Below are 22,806 nucleotides of genomic sequence, written 5' to 3'. Positions count from 1 at the left end.
GCTTAAACCGCTTGTGTTTCAGAGCGGCGAGTCAGCAAAATTAAGGATGAACGATGAAATCACATGTAACACTTCCTCTTTTGAGCTTAAGCGCTGTTGCCGCATTGAGCTCATTTAACGTCAACGCCCATGGCTGGGTAGAGTTTCCAAGTGCTCGTCAAAATACGTGTTATTTAGACGGTGGCTTTTGGACCAACGAGATCCCTAACCAAGCGTGTAAAGCGGCTTTTGATGAATCTGGCGCGTATCCGTTTGTGCAGCGTAGCGAAATTGCAGCAAACGTACCAAATTACCGAGATATGGAGCATGTGAAAGCCGTGGTTCGCGACGGTGAGCTATGTTCTGCTGGCGATACAGCTAAGAAAGGCTTGAACATTCCTTCTCCAAACTGGCAGCGCACCAATGTTACGCCAGATGCAAATAACCAGATTGAATTGGTGTTTTACGGCAAAGCGCCGCACAACCCATCGTACTGGGAATTCTATCTCACCAAGCCAACTTATGATGATTCAAAACCTCTTACTTGGAGTGATTTAGAGCTGATCGACACCGCAGGTGATGTGTATGTTGATGCGGAAAAACGCTACCGTATTCAGGTGACTTTCCCTGCTGATCGTTCGGGCGATGCGGTGCTTTATACTCGTTGGCAGCGTATTGATGTTGCCGGTGAAGGTTTCTACAACTGTAGTGACATTACGTTAAACGGAACGGGCACGACGCCACCGACTGACCCTGTTGATCCAACCGAACCGGGCAATAATCTGACATCTCTGGGCTACTTTGTTCAGCAAGGTTTCGGACCAATAGAAGCGGGTGACACCATCCGTTTTCGTACGTTTAATGCGACAGGCAATGAAATTGTCGATATTTCACTACCAATCAGTGCAAACAATACGGCGACTTGGGCGGCAGAAATTGCGGATCAATTTAACGCGCAGCAAACGGGCGATTGGTATGTGGGCATTTGGCATCAAGAGATGAACCACTACATGTTCGATAATAAGAACGTGAATGCGAACCAAGTATTAGCGCCAAGCGCAGACTTCAGTTATGCGTTGTCACTGATCAAAGCGGATGTCACGCCACCAGTTGAACCAACCAACTTGTGGGACAAGACGGCCGTTTACAACCAAGGTGATGTGGTGACGCACAACGGTAAAGAATGGACTGCCCAGTGGTGGACGTCTGGTGAGGAACCAGGCACAACGGGTCAGTGGGGTGTATGGCGTTAAGCCATTTATTCGGGCCCTGAACAATAAAACCCTTCTCATGTGAGAAGGGTTTGTTTTTTCAGTCTAAAACGACCACTTTGGTTGAGTGGCTGTCTTGAAAATCAGAGCACATATCGTTATTCGCTTGCTCTCCACTCGCTCCAGTTGAGCATCGCGTAGTCTGCCAGTTTGAGCATCGGAATGTCTTCATGCGTATCTCCGTAGGCATAAACAGACGCAAACTCGTCGAGCGAAAACGCCGCTTTCACGCGTGAGACTTTTCTTTCTAAACTGCAATCACCTTGCTGGTAAAAGCCACTCAGTTTTGGCTGTTCTGAGATCAGTTCACTGCACAGCAAGTGGAAACCGTTCGCCTCACACCAAGGCTTGAGATACGCATTGAGTGATGCCGACACCACTACGATGGTATCGCCTCGGTGTTGATGCCAAGCAAGCCTTTCCATCGCTTCTGGCCGTAAGTACAGCGGGATCACTTCATGGGCAAACTGAGTGCCAATCGCTTCAATTTTCTGCGTTTCTTTCCCTGAAAATGCAATAAAACTGCTGAGAGGGCGCATAACACGAGCGGGTAACACTCCGAGTTTGTACAGCGCATAAAATGGCATGATAGCGACCTTTCCTACTCGTTTGCGCAGGCCATAAGCAGAATAGTGGAGGAAAAGGCTAAACATATCCTCTCGGGTGATGGTGCCATCAAAATCAAACAGTGCCAGTGACGGCTTAGTAGTATCGAGCAAACTCAGCGCCTATTTTTGGGTTTAAGATCATTTTGTGTTTATTGATAAAACACCGCCAACCAGATGGTTTCTTGCGTTGGGTCAGTCCAGCTCACTTTGTGTTTGGTATGAGCTGGAATCGTAACGTGATCGCCTGCCTCAAGTCGTTGCACGACACCTGATTCAAAAGTCAGCTCACCTGCTCCTTTAAGAACCAAGACCCATTCATGTTCTTCTTGATCGTACCAGCCACTTTTGGGCGAGGTTTGCCCCGTTGAGACAATGCGTTCTATACGCAGGTTTTTGTGGGTCAGCAGGTCTTCGAACACTTCCTCGTCGAGGTTATTCGGTAAGTCTTTAAAAAGATTCATGGCCTTTCCTTAGAGAATGATCAGTCCAAAAGGCGCAAGCAATTGCTCTTGTTGCCAATCACAAATTTTAACACCAAACAGAGAAACGCGGCGAACATCCAGCCCGTCCAGTTCGACATGAGTCAGATCACACTGCTCAACGTTAAAGGTTCCCCATTGTTCTGGCGAGAATTCGCAGCGAGATAAATCCGAGCCTTTGAGAGTTGCCCCTGCGAGGTTCGCACCGTTCCAACGGTTTTCAAAGAGGTCACATTTTTCTAGTAACACTCGCTCGAAGTTACAGTAGGTGAGGTTGCAGCCAGTAATAAAAGCAGAACAGAAAAACATGGTGTTACTGACGCGATTAGCAAAGTTCGCACCTTGGAAGTTTGCCCCTTTGAGATCGCACTTACGCAGCTCCAAGCCCATACAATTTGCGCCGTTAAACAGGCTCATCGCCAACATACAGTTCGTGAAGCTGGCATCTTTTAAGTTCGCGAAGTGAAAACTACACCCTTCTAGCGCTTTGGATTCGATAAAGCGACAGTCGATGAACTTAGCATCGCGCAGATCGGCATGGTCGAAACTGCACATATAAAAGTGGCAGTTTTTAAAGGTGGCATTCTGAAAATCGTGATGAGAAAAGTTTTCTCGTTCAAAAATGAGATCGGTTTTTAACATGTCTTCTCCTTAGCTGCGAGCAGACTAGCACTCCAAGTGACTGATTTTCCAGAAAAATAACTTCTTGTATTTCAGTGTTTTACAAACCCCTCAAATCGCGATTTTAAGGGGTCAAACGAGCGTTTTAAGTGGGTTGTTTTTTGAAAATAGAAGACGTAGAGGAAGAAGAAAGTTTTTGCTGGCTACGAGCCTTAACGAGAGGATTCGCATTTATGGGTATGCATGGCAACTCACACGCACAGTTTGCATTACAGAATTGTATCCGATTTGCATAATTTGTTGATCGGTATGGCGTTTCTCCATACAAAAAACCTATATTTTTCACAAATTGATTTCCATCAAAATAGTAGGGTTTCTATGTGCTAGATTGCGCACAGCTCAAAAAGATATAGATACCCGTGTGCTTCAAGGCGCTGAGTTTACTTGAAATCTCAGATCAGTTAGCAGGCACCCCTTTGGGTACGACATAACGAAGCCCTACGAAAGGAAATAAAAATGAAAAAAACAATCTGCAGTCTAGCAGTGGTTGCTGCACTCGTGTCACCAAGTGTTTTCGCTCATAAACAAGGTGACTTCGTTCTTCGTGTTGGTGCGGCGTCTGTCGTTCCAAACGACAGCAGCGATAAGATTCTTGGTTCTCAAGAAGAATTGAAAGTGGATTCAAATACGCAGCTTGGTTTGACGTTTGGCTACATGTTTACAGACAACATCAGTTTAGAGCTTCTAGCAGCAACACCATTCAGCCACGATATTTCAACAGACTTGTTAGGTCTTGGTGATATCGCGGACACCAAACACCTTCCACCAACGCTTATGGTGCAGTACTACTTTGGCGAGCCACAAAGTAAGTTCCGTCCATACGTGGGTGCAGGTCTCAACTACACCATGTTCTTTGATGAGGGCTTCAATAGCACGGGTAAAGGCGCTGGTCTTTCAGATCTTAAGTTGGATGACTCATTCGGTCTAGCAGCGAATATTGGTGTGGACTACATGATCAACGATCAATGGTTCCTCAACGCTGCTGCGTGGTACGCAAACATTGAAACAGAAGCAACTTACAAAGCAGGTGGAGAGAAGCAAAAAACCGACGTCAAAATTAACCCTTGGGTATTTATGATCAGCGGCGGTTACAAGTTCTAAGAAAAACCAGTAGTTACACGCACATTACTATTATTGGCATGACTTTGGGGGCGGTTACGGGGACTGCCCCTCTTTTTTATCCTCGTTTTGATTGCACATCATTTACTCCACTTAGCAACATGCAAAATTGGATCTTTACCTTGCAGATCATTTTATTGTCGGAAGATCGAAAAGTCCTACACTGATCACATAATTGAACAAGTGGACAATATAAATGAGCGACGACATCGCAAAGCATTCCTCCTCCAGATCTAAGCTGGTAAAAACTCTTTTCTTTACTCTCTGTGTTATCGCATTTGGTGCGATGTATTGGTCTTGGCAGTATTCAGACAGTCACCCAAGCACGGAAGATGCCTACGTTAGGGCAAAAATTCTGTCGGTAGCACCTCAGGTAAAAGGCCAAGTGGTTTCTGTGGATGTTAAAGATTTCCAATCCGTTAACAAAGGTGACCTACTGCTGAAGATAGATTCACGCCCATATTTGTTGGCAGTGAAGCAAGCAAAAGCGGCATACCAATTGGCGGTCCAGCAACATGACGTTGCCGATAAGCAGGTAACTGAAGCCGTTGCGGGCTTAGATGCGGCGCGCTCTAACCTGACAGAAGCGCAAGTAGAGTACAAACGTACGGATTCTCTAGTGAAACGCAAACTGGCGTCAGACCAAGATTTAGATACGGCGAAAAACAAACTAGCCAATGCTCAAGCGAGCCTAGAGCAAGCGCGCGCGACGGTAGAAAAAGCCATTGCGAACCGTGGTGAAGAAGGCGCAGAGGCTGCGGTTGTTCAACAAGCGGCGGCACAGTTAGCGCAAGCGGAGCTGAACTTGAGTTACACCGACATTACGTCACCAGTGGATGGCATTGCCGGTGAAATCAATACGCACGTAGGCTCGGTCGTTAGCGTGGGTCAAACGCTGTTCCCTGTGATTTTAAAAGACAGCTATTGGGTACGCGCGAATTTTAAAGAAACCGATCTTACTCATATTAAACCTGGCATGCATGCGGATGTGGTGATTGATATGTACCCAGACGTGGTGTGGAAAGCAACGGTAGAGCAACTGTCGCCTGCGAGTGGTACATCGTTCTCCTTGATGCCACCAGAAAACGCAACGGGTAACTGGGTTAAAATCAAACAGCGTTTCCCTGTACGTTTGGCATTAGAAGTACCGGCCGATGCGCCGCAACTTCGCGTGGGTGCGAGCTCAGAAGTCACCATTGATTTGCAAAGTAGCGTGCAATGAGCCATCAAATTACGGCAGACAAACGGGGGATTGCCACCGTCGCCGTGATGCTTTCTGCCATCATGGTGTTAATCGATATGACCGTTGCGAACGTGTCGCTATCGCACATGATGGGCGCGTTGGGCGCAACGGCAGACCAAATTACTTGGGTGCTGACGGGTTACAGCATGGCGGAAGCGATCTTCATTCCGATGACCAGTTTCTGGGTGTCGCGCTTTGGTGAACGCAAAGTCATGTTGGTTGCTGTGATCGGTTTTGTGATTGCCAGTGCGCTTTGTGGGCAAGCACAGTCTCTTGAAGAGATGGTGCTATTTCGCATTATCCAAGGCGCTTTCGGCGCGTCGGTGATTCCATTGGCGCAGTCGACGTTAGTGCAGATCTATCCGTATGAGCAAAAAGGCAAAGCGATGGCGATTTTCTCCATCGGCATTTTGCTTGGTCCTATTTTGGGCCCAGTTGTAGGTGGTGTGATCACCGACAACATTAACTGGCGCTGGATTTTTTACATCAACTTGCCATTCGGTTTGATCTGTACCTCTTTGATTTATCGCTATATCCATATCGACAACAAATCCAAACCTAACTTTGACTGGTGGATCATCGGTTACATGGCGTTAGGTGTGGGCGCGTTGCAGTTTGTGTTGGATAAAGGGAATGAAGACGACTGGCTCGACTCACGTATGATTCAGACGGCGATATTGCTCGCAGTCATGGGATTGGTGATGTGGATCTATCGCAGTTGGAAAACCAAAAGTCCAATAGCGCCATTGTGGCTACTGAAAGACCGAAACCTTATGGTCTCGTCATTGATGATTGCCGTGGTGTCGATGGCGATGTTTGGTCTGACGACTCAACAACCAATGCTGTTGGAAAGCTTGCTGGATTATCCGGTCTCAACCACTGGCTTATTAATGGCACCGCGAGGGTTGGCGTCGGCGGCGATGTTGATTTTAGTGATTAAGCTCAATCCGCAATTCGATCCCAGAATCAAAATAGTCTTTGGCTTAAGCTGCATCGGGATTGGTAGTTATTTGATGACGCAATACTCACTGCAGATCGATACATTTTGGATTGTGATGCCGAGTATGATTCAGGGGATGGGGCTTGGTTTAACCTTCTCGACGCTATCCACCTTGGCGTATTTAACGATTCCGAAAGAGCAATCTGTTGCGGCGGCGAGTATTTACAATCTGTTCCGTACCATTGGTAGCTCGTTTGGTATTTCTATCGCCACCACGTTCCAATATCGTGATAGTCAGCAGCAATGGCATGCGCTGGGAGAGGGTATTAATCCTTATAATCCTAACTTGCATGACTGGGCGGCCAATCAGGGGCTTTCTATTACCGATCCGGTTGCGTTAGACCAATACCAACAGATGTTGCAGCAGCAATCGCAAATGGTCGCGTTTGTGCACACCTTCCAGCTTGTGGGAGTGATGTTCGTGATCATGATGCCGATGCTGGTTTTCATCCGGTCGCGAGAATAACAACAAGTTCCGGTGAATCGTGTAAGAGAACGCCTCTCAAGTTGTATTTGCTTGAGAGGTGTTTTTTATTGGACGGTGTCAATGAAAGACGGACGTTTACTCAAACGTCACTTCATCAAAATGCGGATTGGCTTTGAGCGCGCGCATTGCGACTAATTGTTCAGTCGGGAAAGCGGTGTGCTCACCATCCATATCTAAAAACAAGCACTCTTGTCGCTGCATGTCGTAGCCTGTGTCGAACGCGTTGCCCTGATGAGTTTCACCATTTTTTAGCGTGATCTCGATAGGGAGCTTAAACATACAGGCGATTTCAATAAAATCGTATTGGCTGCAAGTCACCATAGTTTTCTCCTTTCAAACCGACGCAGTATTCAGAAGGTTTGAGAACCGCTTCCTTAAATAGAAGACGTTTGATTGAAACTGAATCTTCATCTTACACCTCATTTTGGTCACGAAATAGACATACACGTACGTTTTAATAAACCTACTGTTGAGCGTTCACAAGCGAGACAAAATAACGATATGTCTGAGACGATACTTAAGCGCACATACCTAACGAGTGAACAAAAGCCAAGTTCACTGATTCCGCCTCAAACCTACCATGCGCAGTTGGCGCACCGTGTTTACCACTCGCCTCAATTTGAAAACGGCCGCGTTAAAAACGAGATGCCAAATGTCCCTAGCCCGCAATCATTCTGGCAGGTGTGTTGGAGCTATCTTGGTGGTAGAACGCCATTGAGTCCTAACGAACATCTGCCACATTTCCCAATTCAACCTACGCAGTTTGCGCAGCGAAGTGAATCGATGCGCGTTACTTGGCTGGGCCATTCCACCATGCTGGTGGAGGTCGATGGCATTCGAATTCTGACTGATCCGGTATTTGATTACGCTTCTCCGTTCATCGCAAAAGCGTGGTTTGAACGCAATATTCCCAATACCCATGCCAGAGATTGTTTGCCGATTCCTGAAATTATCGTGATTTCGCACGATCATTACGACCATTTAGAAGCATCGACCATACGTTTCTACGCCGATAAACCCGTGACGTTTTATGTACCCTTAGGGGTTGGCAAGCATCTGATAAAGTGGGGCGTTTGCGCAGACAACATCGTGGAATTCGATTGGTGGGATAGCGTGCTCTATGCCGGAATCGAACTGATTTGTACGCCCGCTAACCATAATTCTGGTCGTACTTATTTCGATAAAAACTCGACCTTGTGGGCTTCTTGGGTCATCAAAGGTAAAGAAGAGACGCTCTATTTTAGTGGCGATTCAGCTTACGATTCGCACTTTTCCGAGATCGCACTGCGATGTGGACCAATCGACATTGCCTGTTTGGAAGTGGCTGCTGATGTGAAAGGCCAAGGTTATCCGGTCGAAAACTGGGGGCACATGCAGGCTCATCATACCGTGCAAGCGTTTCGCGATTTAAATGCGAAAAAACTGTTGCCAGTACATTGGGCTACATACGAACTGTTTACTCACCGCTGGGACGAACCGATTTTAGATTTGCTTACCCATTGTCAAAAAGAACATATAACGCTGCTGACGCCAATGCCGGGGGAGAGTTTTTACGTTCATCAAGAACATATAAATAAACAATGGTGGCGAGAAAAAGAAATAGGTGAGCCAGATATAATTTTGACTTAATAATATGTTCTTACTTCAATAATTATTTTAGAAATTAACCTTGTTATTTTCAGAATATAACAAGGTTTTTACTCGCTTACTCATCAATCACTTGAGGTTTTAACTCGACGACATTTCCTTCCGGATCATGAATATAGAGTGAGCGACCGAATCCTTGTGCGCCGTAGCGTTTCGCAAACTCTTCGGTTTCAATGCCGCGCGCACGCAGATATTCCAGTAATTCATCCTCGGAAAAAGGCGCCAATTGCAGGCAAAAATGGTCAATATTACGACCATTTTGAACTGGTGGCTTACCGCCGAGTTGGCCCAATTCGCTGTCTACCGTCACTACATCAATTAATGCGTTACCTGCCCTAAGTTGAGTTAAACCAAGTTCCGTTACTTCGCGTTCGACAGGGCAGCCCAAAATGTCTCGATAGAAATGCAACATAGCATCGAGGTTACAGGTCCTTAAAACAACATGATCAAGCGCTTTGATGGCGATTGGATTTTTGGTGGGCATGCTTCACTCCTTTTTGCATTGTGTTGAGGTAAGTATAAAGTGACCTTAAAAGTGGTGAGAGAAATGATCAAATTCCAGATGTTTTTTTCTAGAGCGAGTGCAGAAACACTGCAACTCAAAGCAAACAAAAAAGGCTAGCGTATTGCTAGCCTTTTGGAATATGGATGGGGCTATTACTCGTAATCAGAAGCGTAAGTTTCTTCGTAAGTGTGTGAGTAAAGCTCGAATAGGTTGCCGAATGGGTCTTCTAGGTAAACCATTTTCGCAGGCTTATTATCGTCTTCTGGGTGGTAACGCATGATGTCCATGCGAACTTTGCCACCTAGTGCTTCGGTGCGTTTGATAGCACCTTCAAAATCGTCTGTCTGCAAACAGAAATGGAAGATACCGATGCGAGAAAAATCCACTTCATGGCGCTCTTGACGCTCTTTCATTTCGAATAACTCAAGGCCAATGCCATCACTTGTCACAAGGTGCGCAATGTTGAAGCCTTTAAAGCCTTCCCCAAAGACCGCAATACACATTCTGCCAATTGCCGTTTCGCGTTCTTCAATCACTTTCGTGTTGCCCATAACGACTTTTAGACCTAGCGCTTGCGTGTAAAACTCAACCGCTTTGTCCATATCTCCGACCATAATACCGACATGATTCATTTTCATTTGTTTGCTCCCAACATGTGTGTTTGAACGTTGTCTTGTTTCGATGTGGGAGAGTATATGGCGTGATATTGATTACATGAAATTATCATAAATTATAAAAATGATAATTTTATTTAATGATGTGCGTATTGGGATTGATTTAGTGAGCTAAGGCCTCAACAGCTTGCCTCACCGAGGTGAAATGAATCTTGATAATGCACCGTTGCGCGAGGCTGAATTCATGCGATTGGATTAATGACGTAACCTCTTCTACGGACAGCGTTCGTTCTTTTAGATGTAAAAGAGTGGTGTTCGAGCCATTGTTTTTCAATTCAAACGTGTTGCCATTTGAGTCGATAACGTAATCATCTTGCCCAAAAATGAGGGCTTCGCATTCAGAGTCTAAGTCGGACTGGGAATGCGTGTAGATCAGCTCATCGTCGCCGTCTAGTTTTAGCAAGCATGGCCAACATACTGCGTGGTCTCTCATGGTTAACTCATTATTCATTGTTATTTAGAAACTTGACCCAGGTTGTTGCAAAAACGCTAACTCTTCGGGAGTGCTCTTTCTTCCCAGTATCGCATTGCGATGAGGATAGCGCCCAAACTGGTCGATGATGGCTTTGTGTTTTAGCTCAAAATCGTAGTTATTTTCAAGCCCTGATGCGCGAAACAATTTTTCAGCTTGGACATGAATGAGGCGAGATTCGCTGTGCATAAACGGCATGTACAAAAAGCTTAGCTGCTCGGGCGCTAATTCTTTGTCGTGACCTAACCGAATTGCCTCTTGAGCCAATGCTAATGCGAGTGGGTCTTGTGCAAACGCTTTTGGGGTGTTGCGATACACATTACGTGAAAACTGGTCGAGGACGATGATTTCGGCCAATCGTCCTTGTGCGCTGTCACGCCAATTAAACAGTTCACAACGAGCGGCTTGTTCTAATACCGAGGCAAATCGCGATGTAATACGCTTGTCCAGTTCTGGGTTGTTTTCAAACCAATTTTGGGGCGATAGCTCCTCGAACCAAAATTTGATGACTTCTTGGTACATGGATCTTCCTTCCTATTGCATTAGCTAAAGAATAAAAAGCCAGAAGGCGAGCTCCTGGCTTTCTGCGTGTTATCGACCGTAAGTCTCTACGATGTAACGTTCAAAATCGTCACACATTTGTTCGTCAGAGATGGCGTTGCTTGCCAGCTCTTTACTGCCGTCGACGACTTTAATCGCGGCGTTCAGTGAAGCGACTGATGCTCGCTCTCGCGTCGCAAGTGAGTCGATTTTCTTCTGCTGCACTTCCCATGCCTGTTCTGGCGACAGGTTACACACGTCTGCAAGGTATTTGGCATTGAAGCCTTCGCCAGTCAGGCTGACAATGGTTTCGTTGTGCGACAAGTGATTGCCTGCGTGCCAGTAGTGTTTTGCCAGCAGTGGGCCAATTTCTGGGTTATCCGTCAGGTAACCAAACTTCTCAAGGAAGTATGCACGGGTCTGATACACCGCCATGTGCGCGAGTAGATAACCTTGATACGCACAAGCTGCTTCGTCGGATAGCAAATGTGGAATCGCCATCAGTGGGCGAGGGCTGCATTCCAAACCAAGGATCTGTTTTTCACAATCGCGAGCTAGCTTAGTGATGCGCTCTGGCGTTAACTCGTCATCGCTCAGTTGATACAACGCGCGCTCAAAATATGGCACAACCAAGATGCTACGTTCTTCATAAGCTTTGAATGGCTGACGGCTGTTGATCATTGCTTGAATAATCTCATCAGGAACAGAATTCCCTTCATCATCCAGTGCGTACTGTTTTAGCCAATCGGCATCGGTTAACAGGCTATCACAGAACATCGACTGAGTTTCTGCATAAGCCATTGACGTCGGCGCAAACTCCTGCGAGAAACAAGGCGCGTTCATTTTTACGTTCGCAAAGTGTGCTGCGTGGCCACCTTCGTGGAACAGCGTGTTAATGCCATCGTAGCCGCTGCCCACTTGGTCTGGTTTGGCATTACTGGTGAAGTTCACCTGCGCTGCGACCCATTCGCCTTGATTATAGAAAGAAGGGATAGGGCCGTGGCAAAACCCATTCGGGTACTTACCTTTGCGATCTAGTAAATCCAGCGTTAGCGTCGCGCCAGAGTAATCAATATTTAGGCGACCAAATGATTCTACCCAGCGTCTCAGAGATTTTGAGAACGGCACGTATGGGTCAAGGTCACGCATAACGTTACCCGCGAATGAGTAAACAAAGTTGTAGCCTGCTAGTGCGCTTGCGCCTTTCTCTTTCGCCAAGTTTTCTAAGCTGTTGAGGTGCGCATCTCGCGTGCGTTGTTCGAAATCTTCCAAAATTTCGAATAGCTGCTCGGAGCTCATCTTTTCCGTTTTTTGCACGGAGTAATCAAAGAAAGTCGCATAACCCAGTGAGCGAGCGAACTGGTTGCGCAGTTTGATCAGTTCAATAAAGCCGTTTCGCAGTAGCCATTGTTCAAGGTTCAGCAACGCTTGATGAGCCGATTGGCGAACTTCTTCATGATTGCTGGTGCGAATGGTTGAGCTTAATACGGGCAGTGAACCTTCTACTTGCTCGCCGTTCTCATCGGTAAATGTTTGTACGTGGTTCTGTTTTTTCTCGAAGAGCTCAGCTTCAAAGGCAATGAGCTGATTTTTCAACGCTTGTGCTTTTTCGCCCTCGATAGCGTGAGATTCAAACATCGCCAGCCAACCCGAAAGACCTGTAATGGTTTGTTGTTTCTCTTGTGGGTCGGTAATTGAGTCCGCGGCTTCAAGCTGTTGTTTGATGGCAGTAATTTGCTCGGCGTTGCTTAAAAAGCTTGTCCATGCCGTTTGTGCTTGCGTCGAGCCATTATGGTCATCGCTGATCCCCATGTAAGTTTCCCAAAAGAAATCTTCTTTGGTGCGGTGAATCGCAAGGTAACGTTGATTGAGGTCGTTGAGGTAATCCGTTGCGGTCATTTTGATCCTTCAAATGGTTTCGTTATGTAGACAGTTGATTATTGCACGCTTGGTCGCGAGAAAGGAACGCTAATCTCATTTGTCGATTTTGCATCGCGTAAAGGTGATTTTACTATTTGTTTACATTTGGGTGAGTTAATAGGAGTTATGAGCTTGCAGTGTTAAGACTGGTATGGAGTTTACAGTTTATTAAGTAATTAATCTGCGGTGCGCTATCGATGATCCTTATCAGGTGTAATAAGATTTCCATATCGTGGCGATACAGTTGGAAACGATATGATAAATAAGACAAAAGTTACGTTATTGGCGGTAGGTACGATTTTAGTTGGATGTTCCACAGTCGCGCCACCAAGAAATGATGCGGTTGAAAGCATTCAACAAAAGTGTTCTGTGATTCTAAGCAATGATGTTGCGGGCGATCAGCGCTGGCAGACGTACAACGGCTTGCTTGTAGAATATGCCGTGCATGGCGTTAAGAGTCAGGCGCAACTGGAACGCTTTGAAGCGTTTGTGCAGCGAGTACAAAATGATGAATCTGGACAGTTAGTTACCGAGCTGATTGAAGTCACCGATTGGGGATGCTCAAACGGCAATTATCTTGAAGAGATGGGCTTGTTTATTCAAGAAGTTCAAAAGTAGAAAACCGAGCGTTAAGTCGCTCGGCTTTTCTGTTTGTGGAGCGCTTTGTGCGCTGGTTAGTCAGGACGTTTACTCCTCTGGATACTCGCCCATACCTTGCGTTTTACCTTCCGCTTTCCAATGCTCTCCAGGGGCAAATGCTTCATCGCATAAATCTACGGTGTAGCCCATTTCTGTGATTTCCTTCAAAGTGAGGTTATCAGCAATATTTGCAACTTCCCCCGATTTATTCCGTAACTCCATGTTGATCTCTCCTCTGTAGGTAGACGAGTGGCATCAATGCACAGTGAAGAATGCATTGGTAACCTTTGTTCTAAGTATATAACCCTCTGCTAAAAATGAAGGCTTAATCCTCTTTTTAAGTGTGGTTAATTGGATAATGCTTTGAGCTGCTTCCGTTATTTAGAACCGCAGCATCGCGATAGTTTGCCATTTGTGATTTATTGAGTGATTAAACGGTCAATTTGGAAACTCGAAATGGTGATTCTCGACCACGCTTTAGCACAACAAATTGTTGATCGAACCATGTCCATCATTGGTCACAATGTGAATGTGATGAACTCGGCAGGCATCATCATTGGCAGTGGCGACCCTAAACGTGTTGGGCAAGTGCATGATGGCGCGGTACTGGCGCTGAATCATGGCGATTCGCTAGAGCTTAATGAGCAGCAATGTTTGACGTTGCAGGGTGTCAAACCCGGTATCAATATGTTGTTGAAATTACATGGCGACGTGGTTGGTATTGTTGGTGTCACAGGCGAGCCGGAGAAAATCCGAGATTTTGCCAAACTGGTTAAAATGACCGCTGAATTGACAATCGAGCAAGCCGCGCTGGTGGAAAAATTTCAGTGGGACAGACGTCATCGCGAAGAGTTTATTCTGGCTTGGATCAATGGCAAATTGACCGATGAAGAGCTGAAAGATTGGGCGATGCGTCTTTCTATCGATGTTACTCAACCACGGGTGGCAACGGTGATTGAAGTCTCGACGCCGTCGGCCTCAAAAAGCATGAAGAGTGTGCGCAATATTGTTGAACTGCTTGAATACCCAGAGCGTAACAATCTAGTTGCGATTGTCTCGGTGAATGAAATTGTGGTGTTGAAACCGTGTCATTCCGCCAAGCAGTGGGACAGCCAAGTTGAAAGTGAGCGCATTGATAAGTTGATGTCGCGTTTAAGCGATCACGATTCGCATACGTTTCACATTGCGCTAGGACAGCTGTTTAATGAGCCTAAAGATGTCGCGTTGTCATACCAAAGCGCGAAGCAGGTATTAGCCATTGGCAAGCAGTTCTACCCAGAGAAACGTAAGTACCTGTTCGATGAACTTCGTTTGCCTGTTTTGTTAGCGCCGTTGGCGGATATTTGGCAAGGTGAACAAATTATTGATGGTGTGAAACGGTTGAAAGAGAAAGACAAATCTGGGCAATTATTGAAAACTCTAGATGCACTTTTTGAATGCAATGGCAATGTAACAGAATGCTCTAAAATGCTGTTTATTCACCGGAACACTCTGCGCTATCGGTTAGAGAAAATCACCGAGATAACAGGGCTACCAACTACCAATTTTGTGGGGTTAGCGGAGCTTTATATTGCTACTCGGCTCTCAAAAATGTCGTGATATTGTGCATCTGCACAATACGCGTTATTTTTTGACCACATCATTTGTCACTCCGCCTAAAGGAATTCGAAAGCAAACGATTAATAATTCATGCATCCCTACATGTTGAGTGAGCCAACACGGACTCGCTCAGCAAAATAAGAATAAATGGAGTTATCATGAACCTTATATTAATCCTGCTCGGGGTGATCGCATTTATTGTGCTCACGACCACCAAATTCAAATTACATCCCTTTTTAGCGCTGATCATCGCGGCGTTCCTTGCGGCATTTGCTTACGGCTTACCGGCAGATAGCATTGCCAAAACCATTGCTTCTGGCTTTGGCGGCATCCTTGGTTACATTGGTTTGGTTATCGTTTTAGGTACCATCATCGGTGTTATTTTGGAAAAAAGTGGTGCAGCGATCACTATGGCCGATACGGTCATCAAAGTGTTGGGTGAGCGTTTCCCAACATTGACCATGAGTATCATCGGTTACATCGTTTCTGTTCCGGTATTTTGTGATTCAGGCTTTGTCATTCTGAACTCGCTCAAAGAATCACTCGCGAAGCGTTTAAAAACCTCAAGCGTTGCGATGAGTGTGGCGTTGGCAACTGGCCTATATGCAACGCACACATTTGTGCCGCCAACTCCTGGACCGATTGCCGCTGCGGGTAACTTAGGCCTGGAATCTAACCTTGGTTTAGTGATTGGTGTGGGTGTGTTTGTTGCAGCGGTTGCGGCGTTAGCGGGTATGTTGTGGGCGAACCGATTCCAACATGTTGAACCAGATGGCATTGAAGCCGTAGAAGAAATTCAGCAAGACTGGCAAGCACTCAAAGCGTCTTACGGCAAATTGCCAACGGCGAGCCAAGCATTCGCTCCTATTTTTGTTCCTATCTTATTGATCTGTTTTGGCTCTATCGCGAAATTCCCAAGCCTACCGCTGGGCGAAGGTTTTGTGTTTGATGTTCTGATTTTCTTAGGACAGCCACTAACGGCATTAGTGATTGGCCTGTTCCTTTCTGTTCGCCTACTCAAATCAGACAACAAGATTGAAGAATTTGGCGAGCGAATCAGCCAAGGTATTATGGCTGCTGCGCCTATTCTTTTGATTACCGGTGCGGGTGGTGCTTTTGGCGCGGTATTAAAAGCAACGCCGCTAGGTGAATACTTAGGTACGACGCTATCGGCGCTGGGCGTGGGTATTTTCATGCCATTTATCGTTGCGGCTGCGCTAAAGTCGGCGCAAGGTTCATCAACGGTTGCATTGGTGACCACATCGGCTTTGGTTGCGCCTATGCTTACGCAATTGGGGCTCGATTCAGAAATGGGCCGCGTATTAACGGTGATGGCGATCGGTGCTGGTGCGATGACGGTTTCTCATGCAAACGACAGTTTCTTCTGGGTAGTTTCGCAGTTTAGCCGCATGTCGGTGGGCTTAGCGTACCGCGCGCAAACCATGGCTACGCTCGTTCAAGGTGTCACGGCAATGGCATTGGTGTACATTTTGAGCCTCGTTCTCTTATAAGTCTCTGGAAATACGTATGAAAGTGGTAATTGCACCTGATTCATTTAAAGAAAGCTTAACCGCCAAACAAGTGAGCGAGGCGATCAAAACGGGTCTTGCTCGCGTATGGCATGATGCTGAGTTTGTTACGGTTCCGGTCGCAGACGGTGGCGAAGGCACGGTTCAATCTTTGATAGATGCAACTCAAGGCGAACAAGTCTTCACAACAGTGACTGCGCCATTAGGGAATGATGTTGAAGCGTTTTATGGCATCCTCGGCGAAGGCGAAACTGCGGTTATTGAAATGGCGGAGGCCAGTGGGCTACACCTTGTGCCGAGTGACGCTCGCGACCCAAAACTGACCAGTAGCATTGGTACCGGACAGCTGATCAAACACGCGCTAGACAGAGGCATTCAACGTTTAATCATTGGTTTGGGCGGCAGCGCTACCAATGATGGTGGCGTGGGCATGTTGACCGCGTTGGGGGTGGCGTTTCTTGATGAATCTGGTAATGCAATTACCCCAAATGGAGGCGGGTTAGCGGCGCTTGCGTCCATCGATATTTCTGGTCTTGACCCTCGTTTAGCAACTTGCGAAGTGTTGGTAGCGTGCGATGTTGATAACCCACTCTGTGGTGACAAAGGCGCGTCGGCTATCTTTGGCCCGCAAAAGGGAGCGACCGTATCAGACGTTACTCTGCTCGATAACGCATTGCGCAAGTTTGGCGAGTTGACGGAACAAGCGACGGGTAAGCATGTACTGACTCGTGAAGGGGCGGGTGCTGCTGGTGGTATGGGCGCGGCCTTGCTCGGGTACACGCCAGCACGTTTGCAACCGGGAATTGAGATTGTGCTTGAAACGGTCAAACTTGCTCAGCATGTTGCGGATGCGGATATCGTATTTACAGGCGAGGGTCGAATCGATCATCAAACCGCACATGGCAAAACGCCGATGGGCGTTGCTCAGGTCGCCAAGCAGTGTAATTTACCAGTCATTGCATTAGCAGGCTGTGTGGGCGACAACTATCAGGCGGTTTATGAGTGCGGCATTGATGCGGTGTTTGCTTGTGTACCAAGGGCGATGAGCTTATCTGAGGCCATGAAAGAGGCTGACGTCAACGTTGCCAATTTAGCCGAAAACGTCGCGAGAATGTGGCAAATTAAGTTGCACTGAGGGCGATAACGATACGAGAAAACTCCACCTTTGCGTGGAGTTTTTTGTTGTTACCTGTTTGTGTGTGTCGGCATAAGTTCATTTAGTAAGAGCGAGTTAACAGGCATGCTTTGCTATCAATTTTGCCAGTGTTTGCATCGCGTGACTCCAATCGGTTTCATGACCAAAGTTTGCCACGCTGAGGCGTACGCAATGCCGATATTGCCCTTGAGTGCCAAATACGGTGCCGGGAAGTAGGCTGATTCTGTGCTTATTGCATGCTTGATACAACGCATAGCTGTCCGTGTCTTCGGGCAGTCGCAACCAAAGCAAGAACGAACCTTGCACGGCGTTGATCTGGTATCGATTTTTTAGAGGTTCGTATTCATCCAAGTATTGATGAAGCATCTGGATAAATCGGCGCATGTTGTTTTGATAAACCCGACCCATTCGCGCAGTATGCGTTCGATACTTGCCTGACGTTAGAAACGTTGCCACGGCGGATTGCATCAGGTTCAAACTGCCCATGTTCTCACACAGTAGATATTGCTCAATTTGATCTCGATATCGCCCCGCCAACATCCAACCAATTCTCAAACGCGAATCGAGCGTTTTGGATAACGAATTTACGTAAATTACGCGTTGCCTGTCATCGAGCAATCTCAAGCTTGGCAACGGCTTGTCATAGCTTAACCCGCCAAACACATCGTCTTCGATAATAGGAATATTGCCGGACGCCAATAGTAATTGTTGACGCTTTTCTAGCGGCATCATGGCACCAGTTGGATTGGTGAAGTTTGGCGTTACGATGATCGCTTTTATGTCCCATGTCGCCATTGCTTTTGCTAAGGCTTCGGGGCACATACCGTCGCGTGGGCAACTCGGAATTTCCACCACTTTGAGGCCGAGTGATTCTAGCATCAATAAGTTGCCAAAATAGCAAGGGGACTCCACCGCGACGATATCGCCTTTTTGTGTCGTTGCGCGCAGCGCTAGGCTAATGGCTTGTTGCGCGCCGTGCGTCACCATGATCTCATCCAACTTGGCTGGCGTGCCCAAATCTTGTGTGATTTTCGCTAGTTGTTTGATTAAGAGGTGATCACCGGGTGGTAATTGGTAATGGCTCGGTACATGCGTTTGCTGGCGGCTGTGGCGGCCGATCTCGGCGTACAAGCTTTTGATCGCGGGGGAGTCAATGTTTGGGTGGGCAGAACCGGTAGGCAAACGCTCTTGGTATTCAGGATAAGTAAGGATTTCTTTGCAGATCGAGAGCAAATCCACGCGAGTCGGATCCGGAATTGAGCGAGAGGTCGGCAAGGCGACTTTAACTCGATAACCCGATTTGGGAACCGAGTAAACCAAGTTTTGTGCTTCCAGCTCTTGATACGCACGAATCACGGTATTTTTACTGACGTTTAATTCTTGGCTCAACGAGCGAATGGAGGGCAGTCGATCATCCGCCTGATAAACGCCACCATTGATGGCTTGTTTGAGGTGTTTTTCCACCACGAGGTACTTATTCCCTTCACCGCTTCCCAATAAATCTGTACCCATAAAAACACTTCCATCTGTCACTTTTTGAAAACACTGTACCTAATTACATTAGCAGTATCTCAAAACATAAAACAAGCGTGAGTGAGGCGATCATGTTAATCCGAGCCATCCCTTTTGTATTTGTCATCCTTTGGGCTTCTGGATTCGTTGGTGCGCGTTTTGGTTTGCAATATGCCGAGCCAGCGACACTACTTTCTATCCGTATGGCATTCAATGTCTTATTGTTTTTGGTTCTTGTGGCGGTATTGCGTAGAAGGTTGCCGACAGGAAAAGATTTTTGGCACAGCTGTGTAGTTGGTGCGTTGATCCACGGTTTCTATCTGGGCGGTACTTATTTCGCTATCGCCTTGGGTATGCCTGCTGGGTTGAGTTCGTTGCTGGTGGGTATTCAACCGATTTTAACCGCGGCTTTGCTGGTGGCGTTTGTTCGTGAGGAATTTAAACCCTCGCAATGGTTGGGTTTGGCTCTTGGTTTTGTCGGTATCGCTATGGTGTTGATGGGCAAAATGGAGTGGCAATCCGAGCAGCATAAAGTGTTGGCCATTGGTTTGTGTTTATTGGCTTTGGTTGGTATCACGCTAGGGACGCTTTATCAGAAAAAACATTGCCAACAAGTGGATATGGTGGGTGGTGCGACGGTGCAATATTTGGCCGCGCTCGTCATGTTTCTGCCCGTTGCGATGCAGTTTGAAACCATGCAAGTGCAGTGGGAACTGGAGTTTATTTTGACTGTGTTGTGGTTGGTCGTCGTGCTCTCTTGTGTAGCTATTCTACTGCTGTTGTACATGGTTAAGAACGGTGCTGCATCGAGCGTAGCTTCTGTATTCTACCTGGTGCCGCCAACGACGGCGATTCAGGCTTGGCTCGCGTTTGGAGAGTCATTTGATTGGATGGGGATTTCTGGTTTCGTACTGGCAGCTACGGCGGTGTATTTGGTGGTTAAAAAGCCGGATCTGACGATAAAGAAATCGATTCAAACAGAATATACCTAAATTGGGTAGGGACATTTGCGTACCAGTGGGTACAATCTGCTTCATCTTAATCCGTGGAGCAGAATGATGAAGGTAAAGCCAGATCGAATGACCGCCATGCGTAGCATCATCGAGCAAGTAAAAGCGGAACTACCAATTTATGAACCAGAAACGTTTGTATGTGGACCAGAAGGGCAGTGCATTGGCTGTCCGAAGAAATTGTTGGAAATGGTCGATTCAGAAGTCACTTATTGGGAGTCAGCCATGGAGCGCGGCATTGTTCCGCAGTTCGATGAGATTCGTCGTTTTGGCAAAATGTGCACGAATGTTCGTCGTGGTCTGGTGCGAAATCATGTGCCTTTACTCAGTAACTAGAGAGTAAAAACCGTCTAATATCTGACACATAGCGTCGTTTTGTTACACTGCTCTTTGGCTGCTGTTCTCAAGTTTGAGTGGTGTTTGTCTCTTCTTACCCCTTAAGCCTTTAATCGTAAGAAATTGGCGATATATTGGCTCGGTCTCACATGGATGTGGGGCTATTGTCTTGGGCTAGTTGAGATAAGAAACGTGAAATCAAAGGGATTTACGCTGATGGAAATCACCATAGTGCTTACCACTTTGGCTTTCATCGCATTAGCTGCTTTACCAGTACTACTCGATATTCATCGCCAAGCATACGCTGCGATGCTGCACAGTTCTCAGTCTTCTTTGGGTACGGCTCTCAAATTCTTTCATGCTCAATCAGTGATTGATAACGCTTACGGCCAAGAGCACGTTCACTACATTGACCGACATGTCAAAACACGCAAAGGCATGCCAGAAGCGAGTGCCGATAGTATTCGAGCTTTGTTAGAAATCGATCTACCAGCCAGAGGTTATTCGAAAATTGACGTGCCGTGCAAAGGCAGTGATTTTTGCATCATCGGTCAGCAGCACCCAAACAGTGCTCATTTTGTCGCTATTCCTGATTATCAGTTCTTAGATAAATCGGGTGTTGATCGCGTGGTGTACATTTGGCCGCAAGGTTACACACTGGCAGAAGAAGCATGCTATTTCTACTACGTGAATCAAGCCTCTAACGATTCAATTGTTCGAGGGCATGTGACGCAAGGGTGTTAACCCCGAATAAGTGTTGCGAACAACGGTTATCGTGACTCTACAAATCTGGGCTTTTCGAACGGCTTTGCGCTTTATACAATATCATTTTTTGACTCATCAAGACTTTACCATTTGGCAAGGTCACTTCCCCAAGTTCTCCCTGATGTTCAAATCCAAACCGTTCATACAAAGCAATCGCTGGTGTGTTGGTTGTGTATACGTAGAGTGCGATTTGGTCGTAACCAAATTCCCAACCACGTGCGATCGCGACTGCCAATAGTTTCCGCCCCAATCCTTTGCCTCGGTAGTTTTTGTCGATGTGAATACCAAGAATACCGACGCGAAGGCGTTGCCCTCTTTCGTAACCGCACATCTCAGCTGGGTAGATTTCAACACTACCGATAAGTTTTTGGCGGTCAAACGCGACAAACTGAGGGATGGACTCGTTTTCCACACGTTGCAGGATTCTGCGAAGCGTTGCGTTATCGGGTGCAGGAGAAATCAAAAATTCCCCTTCGGAGTACACTCGATTCCACAGCGCGGTGAAGCGCGCGATATCGCTCACCTTGATGGATCTGATTTGCATTCATCTTCCTTGATTAGTGCAGGTTAGTAACGGTTAGGGGATAAGCTCAGATAAACAACGAATTTGGTTAGGAATGGCTTCGGCTGGTGCATCAGCGCCCGTTGGGTTAAACCAAATTGTGTTTACGCCCGCTTTCATCGCAGGGTAAATATCTTTGTGAGGTAAATCGCCAACCATGGTTATTCCACTCACGTTAACCCCTAACTGTTTTGCGATGGCGAGATAAAACTCAGGTTGGTTTTTAGCGATGCCGAGGTTGGCAAAACAAAAATAGCCATTTAAGTATTGGTCTAAGTCGACGCGAACAAATGCACGCTGAACCTCTTCCATGTTGGAATCAGATGCACTGGTCGCAATGTAGATGGGATGATTTTGGGAAAGTATTGCCAGTGTTTCTCTGGCTTGAGGAACTGCTTCTACGTGTTCCCAATCGCACATTTTTCCTTGTGCCTCAGGGAAATCTACCATCAAGGTGTTCCCCCAATCGAAAAGATAAATCATGTTCGAATCTCCTTATCCGCACATCATATCGTCTTTTTCTAAAATTAGGGGGTAAATTGCATCGATAAATACGATTTAGGTGGGTTTAGTCGTGAAAAGCGCTTAATTGTCGTTATCGTTACAAATGTTTCAGCATAATGCGTGAGTTAGTTTTAAAACCTTGATTATCGTAAAAGCGCTGTGCTGGCTGATTGAATTCCATCACTTCCAATCGAATTTGTGTGGCATTGGCGTCGCGCGCCCATTGCTCACAGGCTAGGAGCAGTTGGCGGCCGATTCCTTGCTGCTTTTGCGCTTCATCGACAACAATTGTTCCCACGCGACAAATTGGGTCTTTGATCAGAAAACTGACGGTGTCGTTTTGGGTGATCATCGCGGTTAAGAAGCCGAGAATTTGCTGTTCGCGTTCGGCAATCAAAAAGAGTCGCTCTTTGTTCTCTAGTGCTTGTGCAAGAAATTCTCGATCAGCTTCTGATGGCGCAACAAAGGCTTCTGGCGCATTCGCAAAATGCAGTGAATTAATTTGAAAATTAAGCTGAAAAATTTCGTCTAAATCATCGGGAATCGCTTGTCGGATATGGACTTGCATT

At 46.6% G+C, this 22,806-nt stretch carries 26 protein-coding genes; 12 read left to right on the top strand and 14 right to left on the bottom strand.

From position 1 onward, the window contains the following. Window positions 1-53 precede the first annotated feature (53 nt). Window positions 54-1,232 (top strand): lytic polysaccharide monooxygenase, encoded by a 1,179-nt coding sequence (locus tag KI742_RS05630; RefSeq protein WP_085569482.1) that lies wholly within the window; start codon window positions 54-56, stop codon window positions 1,230-1,232. 116 nt (window positions 1,233-1,348) lie between these two features. On the opposite strand, the gene KI742_RS05625 is transcribed toward KI742_RS05630, so the two are convergent. From KI742_RS05625 to KI742_RS05615, 3 genes are read right to left on the bottom strand one after another with little or no spacing between them, the layout of a single operon-like run. Continuing rightward, window positions 1,349-1,969, bottom strand: a complete 621-nt coding sequence (locus KI742_RS05625; protein WP_285385396.1) for an HAD-IB family hydrolase — start codon at window positions 1,967-1,969, stop codon at window positions 1,349-1,351. 38 nt (window positions 1,970-2,007) lie between these two features. Next, the gene (locus tag KI742_RS05620) at window positions 2,008-2,319 is read right to left on the bottom strand and encodes a cupin domain-containing protein (RefSeq protein ID WP_025522087.1); all 312 of its coding nucleotides are present in this window, start codon (window positions 2,317-2,319) and stop codon (window positions 2,008-2,010) included. 9 nt (window positions 2,320-2,328) lie between these two features. After that, window positions 2,329-2,979: a Qnr family pentapeptide repeat protein gene (locus KI742_RS05615; RefSeq protein WP_238803641.1), complete on the bottom strand. Its 651-nt coding sequence runs from the start codon at window positions 2,977-2,979 to the stop codon at window positions 2,329-2,331. 495 nt (window positions 2,980-3,474) lie between these two features. Here KI742_RS05615 and ompW point away from each other — a divergent pair, with 495 nt between their 5' ends. From ompW to KI742_RS05600, 3 genes are all read left to right on the top strand, one after another. After that, window positions 3,475-4,119, top strand: coding sequence for an outer membrane protein OmpW (gene ompW / locus KI742_RS05610; protein ID WP_064354457.1), 645 nt, complete (start codon window positions 3,475-3,477; stop codon window positions 4,117-4,119). A gap of 214 nt (window positions 4,120-4,333) precedes the next feature. Next, on the top strand, window positions 4,334-5,359 hold the full coding sequence (locus KI742_RS05605) for an HlyD family secretion protein (protein WP_054702114.1): 1,026 nt from the start codon (window positions 4,334-4,336) through the stop codon (window positions 5,357-5,359). Continuing rightward, window positions 5,356-6,846 (top strand): MDR family MFS transporter, encoded by a 1,491-nt coding sequence (locus KI742_RS05600; RefSeq protein WP_005383288.1) that lies wholly within the window; start codon window positions 5,356-5,358, stop codon window positions 6,844-6,846. The genes KI742_RS05605 and KI742_RS05600 overlap by 4 nt, the downstream gene beginning before the upstream one ends. Before the next feature lie 96 nt (window positions 6,847-6,942). Here the strand turns inward: KI742_RS05600 and KI742_RS05595 are convergent, their stop codons facing one another. Next, window positions 6,943-7,188 carry a Rho-binding antiterminator gene (locus KI742_RS05595; RefSeq protein WP_005460845.1) on the bottom strand — a complete coding sequence of 82 codons (246 nt, stop codon included), beginning with the start codon at window positions 7,186-7,188 and terminating at the stop codon, window positions 6,943-6,945. Between the two features lie 180 nt (window positions 7,189-7,368). On the opposite strand from KI742_RS05595, the gene KI742_RS05590 reads away from it, so the two are divergent. Then, entirely contained in the window at window positions 7,369-8,496 is a 1,128-nt protein-coding gene (locus KI742_RS05590) for an MBL fold metallo-hydrolase (protein WP_285385398.1), read from the top strand. A 76-nt stretch (window positions 8,497-8,572) separates the two neighbouring features. On the opposite strand, the gene KI742_RS05585 is transcribed toward KI742_RS05590, so the two are convergent. The 5 genes from KI742_RS05585 to KI742_RS05565 all read right to left on the bottom strand — a co-directional run bounded on the left by KI742_RS05585 (window position 8,573) and on the right by KI742_RS05565 (window position 12,604). Then, window positions 8,573-8,998: a VOC family protein gene (locus tag KI742_RS05585; RefSeq protein WP_017634369.1), complete on the bottom strand. Its 426-nt coding sequence runs from the start codon at window positions 8,996-8,998 to the stop codon at window positions 8,573-8,575. Between the two features lie 173 nt (window positions 8,999-9,171). Beyond that, the gene (locus KI742_RS05580) at window positions 9,172-9,657 is read right to left on the bottom strand and encodes a VOC family protein (protein ID WP_005374344.1); all 486 of its coding nucleotides are present in this window, start codon (window positions 9,655-9,657) and stop codon (window positions 9,172-9,174) included. Window positions 9,658-9,796: 139 nt separating this feature from the next. Continuing rightward, window positions 9,797-10,126: a DUF4144 domain-containing protein gene (locus KI742_RS05575; RefSeq protein ID WP_017634368.1), complete on the bottom strand. Its 330-nt coding sequence runs from the start codon at window positions 10,124-10,126 to the stop codon at window positions 9,797-9,799. Between the two features lie 24 nt (window positions 10,127-10,150). Then, a complete protein-coding gene (locus tag KI742_RS05570) occupies window positions 10,151-10,687 on the bottom strand; it encodes a DUF924 family protein (protein WP_151515199.1) in 537 nt (178 codons plus the stop codon). Window positions 10,688-10,756: 69 nt separating this feature from the next. Further along, complete coding sequence (locus KI742_RS05565) at window positions 10,757-12,604, bottom strand: M3 family metallopeptidase (RefSeq protein WP_285385400.1); 1,848 nt, start codon at window positions 12,602-12,604, stop codon at window positions 10,757-10,759. Window positions 12,605-12,880: 276 nt separating this feature from the next. Here KI742_RS05565 and KI742_RS05560 point away from each other — a divergent pair, with 276 nt between their 5' ends. Then, entirely contained in the window at window positions 12,881-13,243 is a 363-nt protein-coding gene (locus KI742_RS05560) for a hypothetical protein (protein ID WP_047102507.1), read from the top strand. A 69-nt stretch (window positions 13,244-13,312) separates the two neighbouring features. Here KI742_RS05560 and KI742_RS05555 read toward each other — a convergent pair whose 3' ends face one another. After that, window positions 13,313-13,486: a hypothetical protein gene (locus KI742_RS05555; protein WP_005374332.1), complete on the bottom strand. Its 174-nt coding sequence runs from the start codon at window positions 13,484-13,486 to the stop codon at window positions 13,313-13,315. Window positions 13,487-13,720: 234 nt separating this feature from the next. On the opposite strand from KI742_RS05555, the gene KI742_RS05550 reads away from it, so the two are divergent. The 3 genes from KI742_RS05550 to KI742_RS05540 all read left to right on the top strand — a co-directional run bounded on the left by KI742_RS05550 (window position 13,721) and on the right by KI742_RS05540 (window position 17,527). Beyond that, complete coding sequence (locus KI742_RS05550; RefSeq protein WP_005374330.1) at window positions 13,721-14,863, top strand: sugar diacid recognition domain-containing protein; 1,143 nt, start codon at window positions 13,721-13,723, stop codon at window positions 14,861-14,863. Window positions 14,864-15,021: 158 nt separating this feature from the next. Then, window positions 15,022-16,374, top strand: a complete 1,353-nt coding sequence (locus KI742_RS05545) for a GntP family permease (RefSeq protein ID WP_285385402.1) — start codon at window positions 15,022-15,024, stop codon at window positions 16,372-16,374. Window positions 16,375-16,390: 16 nt separating this feature from the next. Then, window positions 16,391-17,527 (top strand): glycerate kinase, encoded by a 1,137-nt coding sequence (locus KI742_RS05540; protein ID WP_285385403.1) that lies wholly within the window; start codon window positions 16,391-16,393, stop codon window positions 17,525-17,527. 96 nt (window positions 17,528-17,623) lie between these two features. On the opposite strand, the gene KI742_RS05535 is transcribed toward KI742_RS05540, so the two are convergent. After that, window positions 17,624-19,060 (bottom strand): PLP-dependent aminotransferase family protein, encoded by a 1,437-nt coding sequence (locus tag KI742_RS05535; protein ID WP_285385405.1) that lies wholly within the window; start codon window positions 19,058-19,060, stop codon window positions 17,624-17,626. Between the two features lie 92 nt (window positions 19,061-19,152). On the opposite strand from KI742_RS05535, the gene KI742_RS05530 reads away from it, so the two are divergent. The 3 genes from KI742_RS05530 (at window position 19,153) to KI742_RS05520 (ending at window position 21,150) form a co-directional block, all read left to right on the top strand. Next, window positions 19,153-20,052 carry a DMT family transporter gene (locus KI742_RS05530; protein ID WP_017634359.1) on the top strand — a complete coding sequence of 300 codons (900 nt, stop codon included), beginning with the start codon at window positions 19,153-19,155 and terminating at the stop codon, window positions 20,050-20,052. Between the two features lie 66 nt (window positions 20,053-20,118). Continuing rightward, entirely contained in the window at window positions 20,119-20,406 is a 288-nt protein-coding gene (locus KI742_RS05525) for a hypothetical protein (protein WP_285385419.1), read from the top strand. A gap of 153 nt (window positions 20,407-20,559) precedes the next feature. Then, a complete protein-coding gene (locus KI742_RS05520; protein WP_225455765.1) occupies window positions 20,560-21,150 on the top strand; it encodes a type II secretion system protein in 591 nt (196 codons plus the stop codon). Window positions 21,151-21,187: 37 nt separating this feature from the next. Here the strand turns inward: KI742_RS05520 and KI742_RS05515 are convergent, their stop codons facing one another. The 3 genes from KI742_RS05515 to KI742_RS05505 form a co-directional block, all read right to left on the bottom strand. Beyond that, the gene (locus tag KI742_RS05515) at window positions 21,188-21,715 is read right to left on the bottom strand and encodes a GNAT family N-acetyltransferase (protein WP_047102510.1); all 528 of its coding nucleotides are present in this window, start codon (window positions 21,713-21,715) and stop codon (window positions 21,188-21,190) included. A gap of 33 nt (window positions 21,716-21,748) precedes the next feature. Further along, window positions 21,749-22,216, bottom strand: coding sequence for an HAD family hydrolase (locus tag KI742_RS05510; protein ID WP_025768769.1), 468 nt, complete (start codon window positions 22,214-22,216; stop codon window positions 21,749-21,751). 118 nt (window positions 22,217-22,334) lie between these two features. Further along, window positions 22,335-22,805, bottom strand: coding sequence for a GNAT family N-acetyltransferase (locus KI742_RS05505; RefSeq protein ID WP_025768770.1), 471 nt, complete (start codon window positions 22,803-22,805; stop codon window positions 22,335-22,337). Window position 22,806: the final 1 nt, after the last annotated feature.

Source organism: Vibrio sp. D417a (assembly GCF_030248595.1).
GTDB lineage: Bacteria > Pseudomonadota > Gammaproteobacteria > Enterobacterales > Vibrionaceae > Vibrio > Vibrio alginolyticus.
Note: the sequence above shows the minus strand (reverse complement) of the source record. Positions and strands in the feature narration are given on the sequence as shown.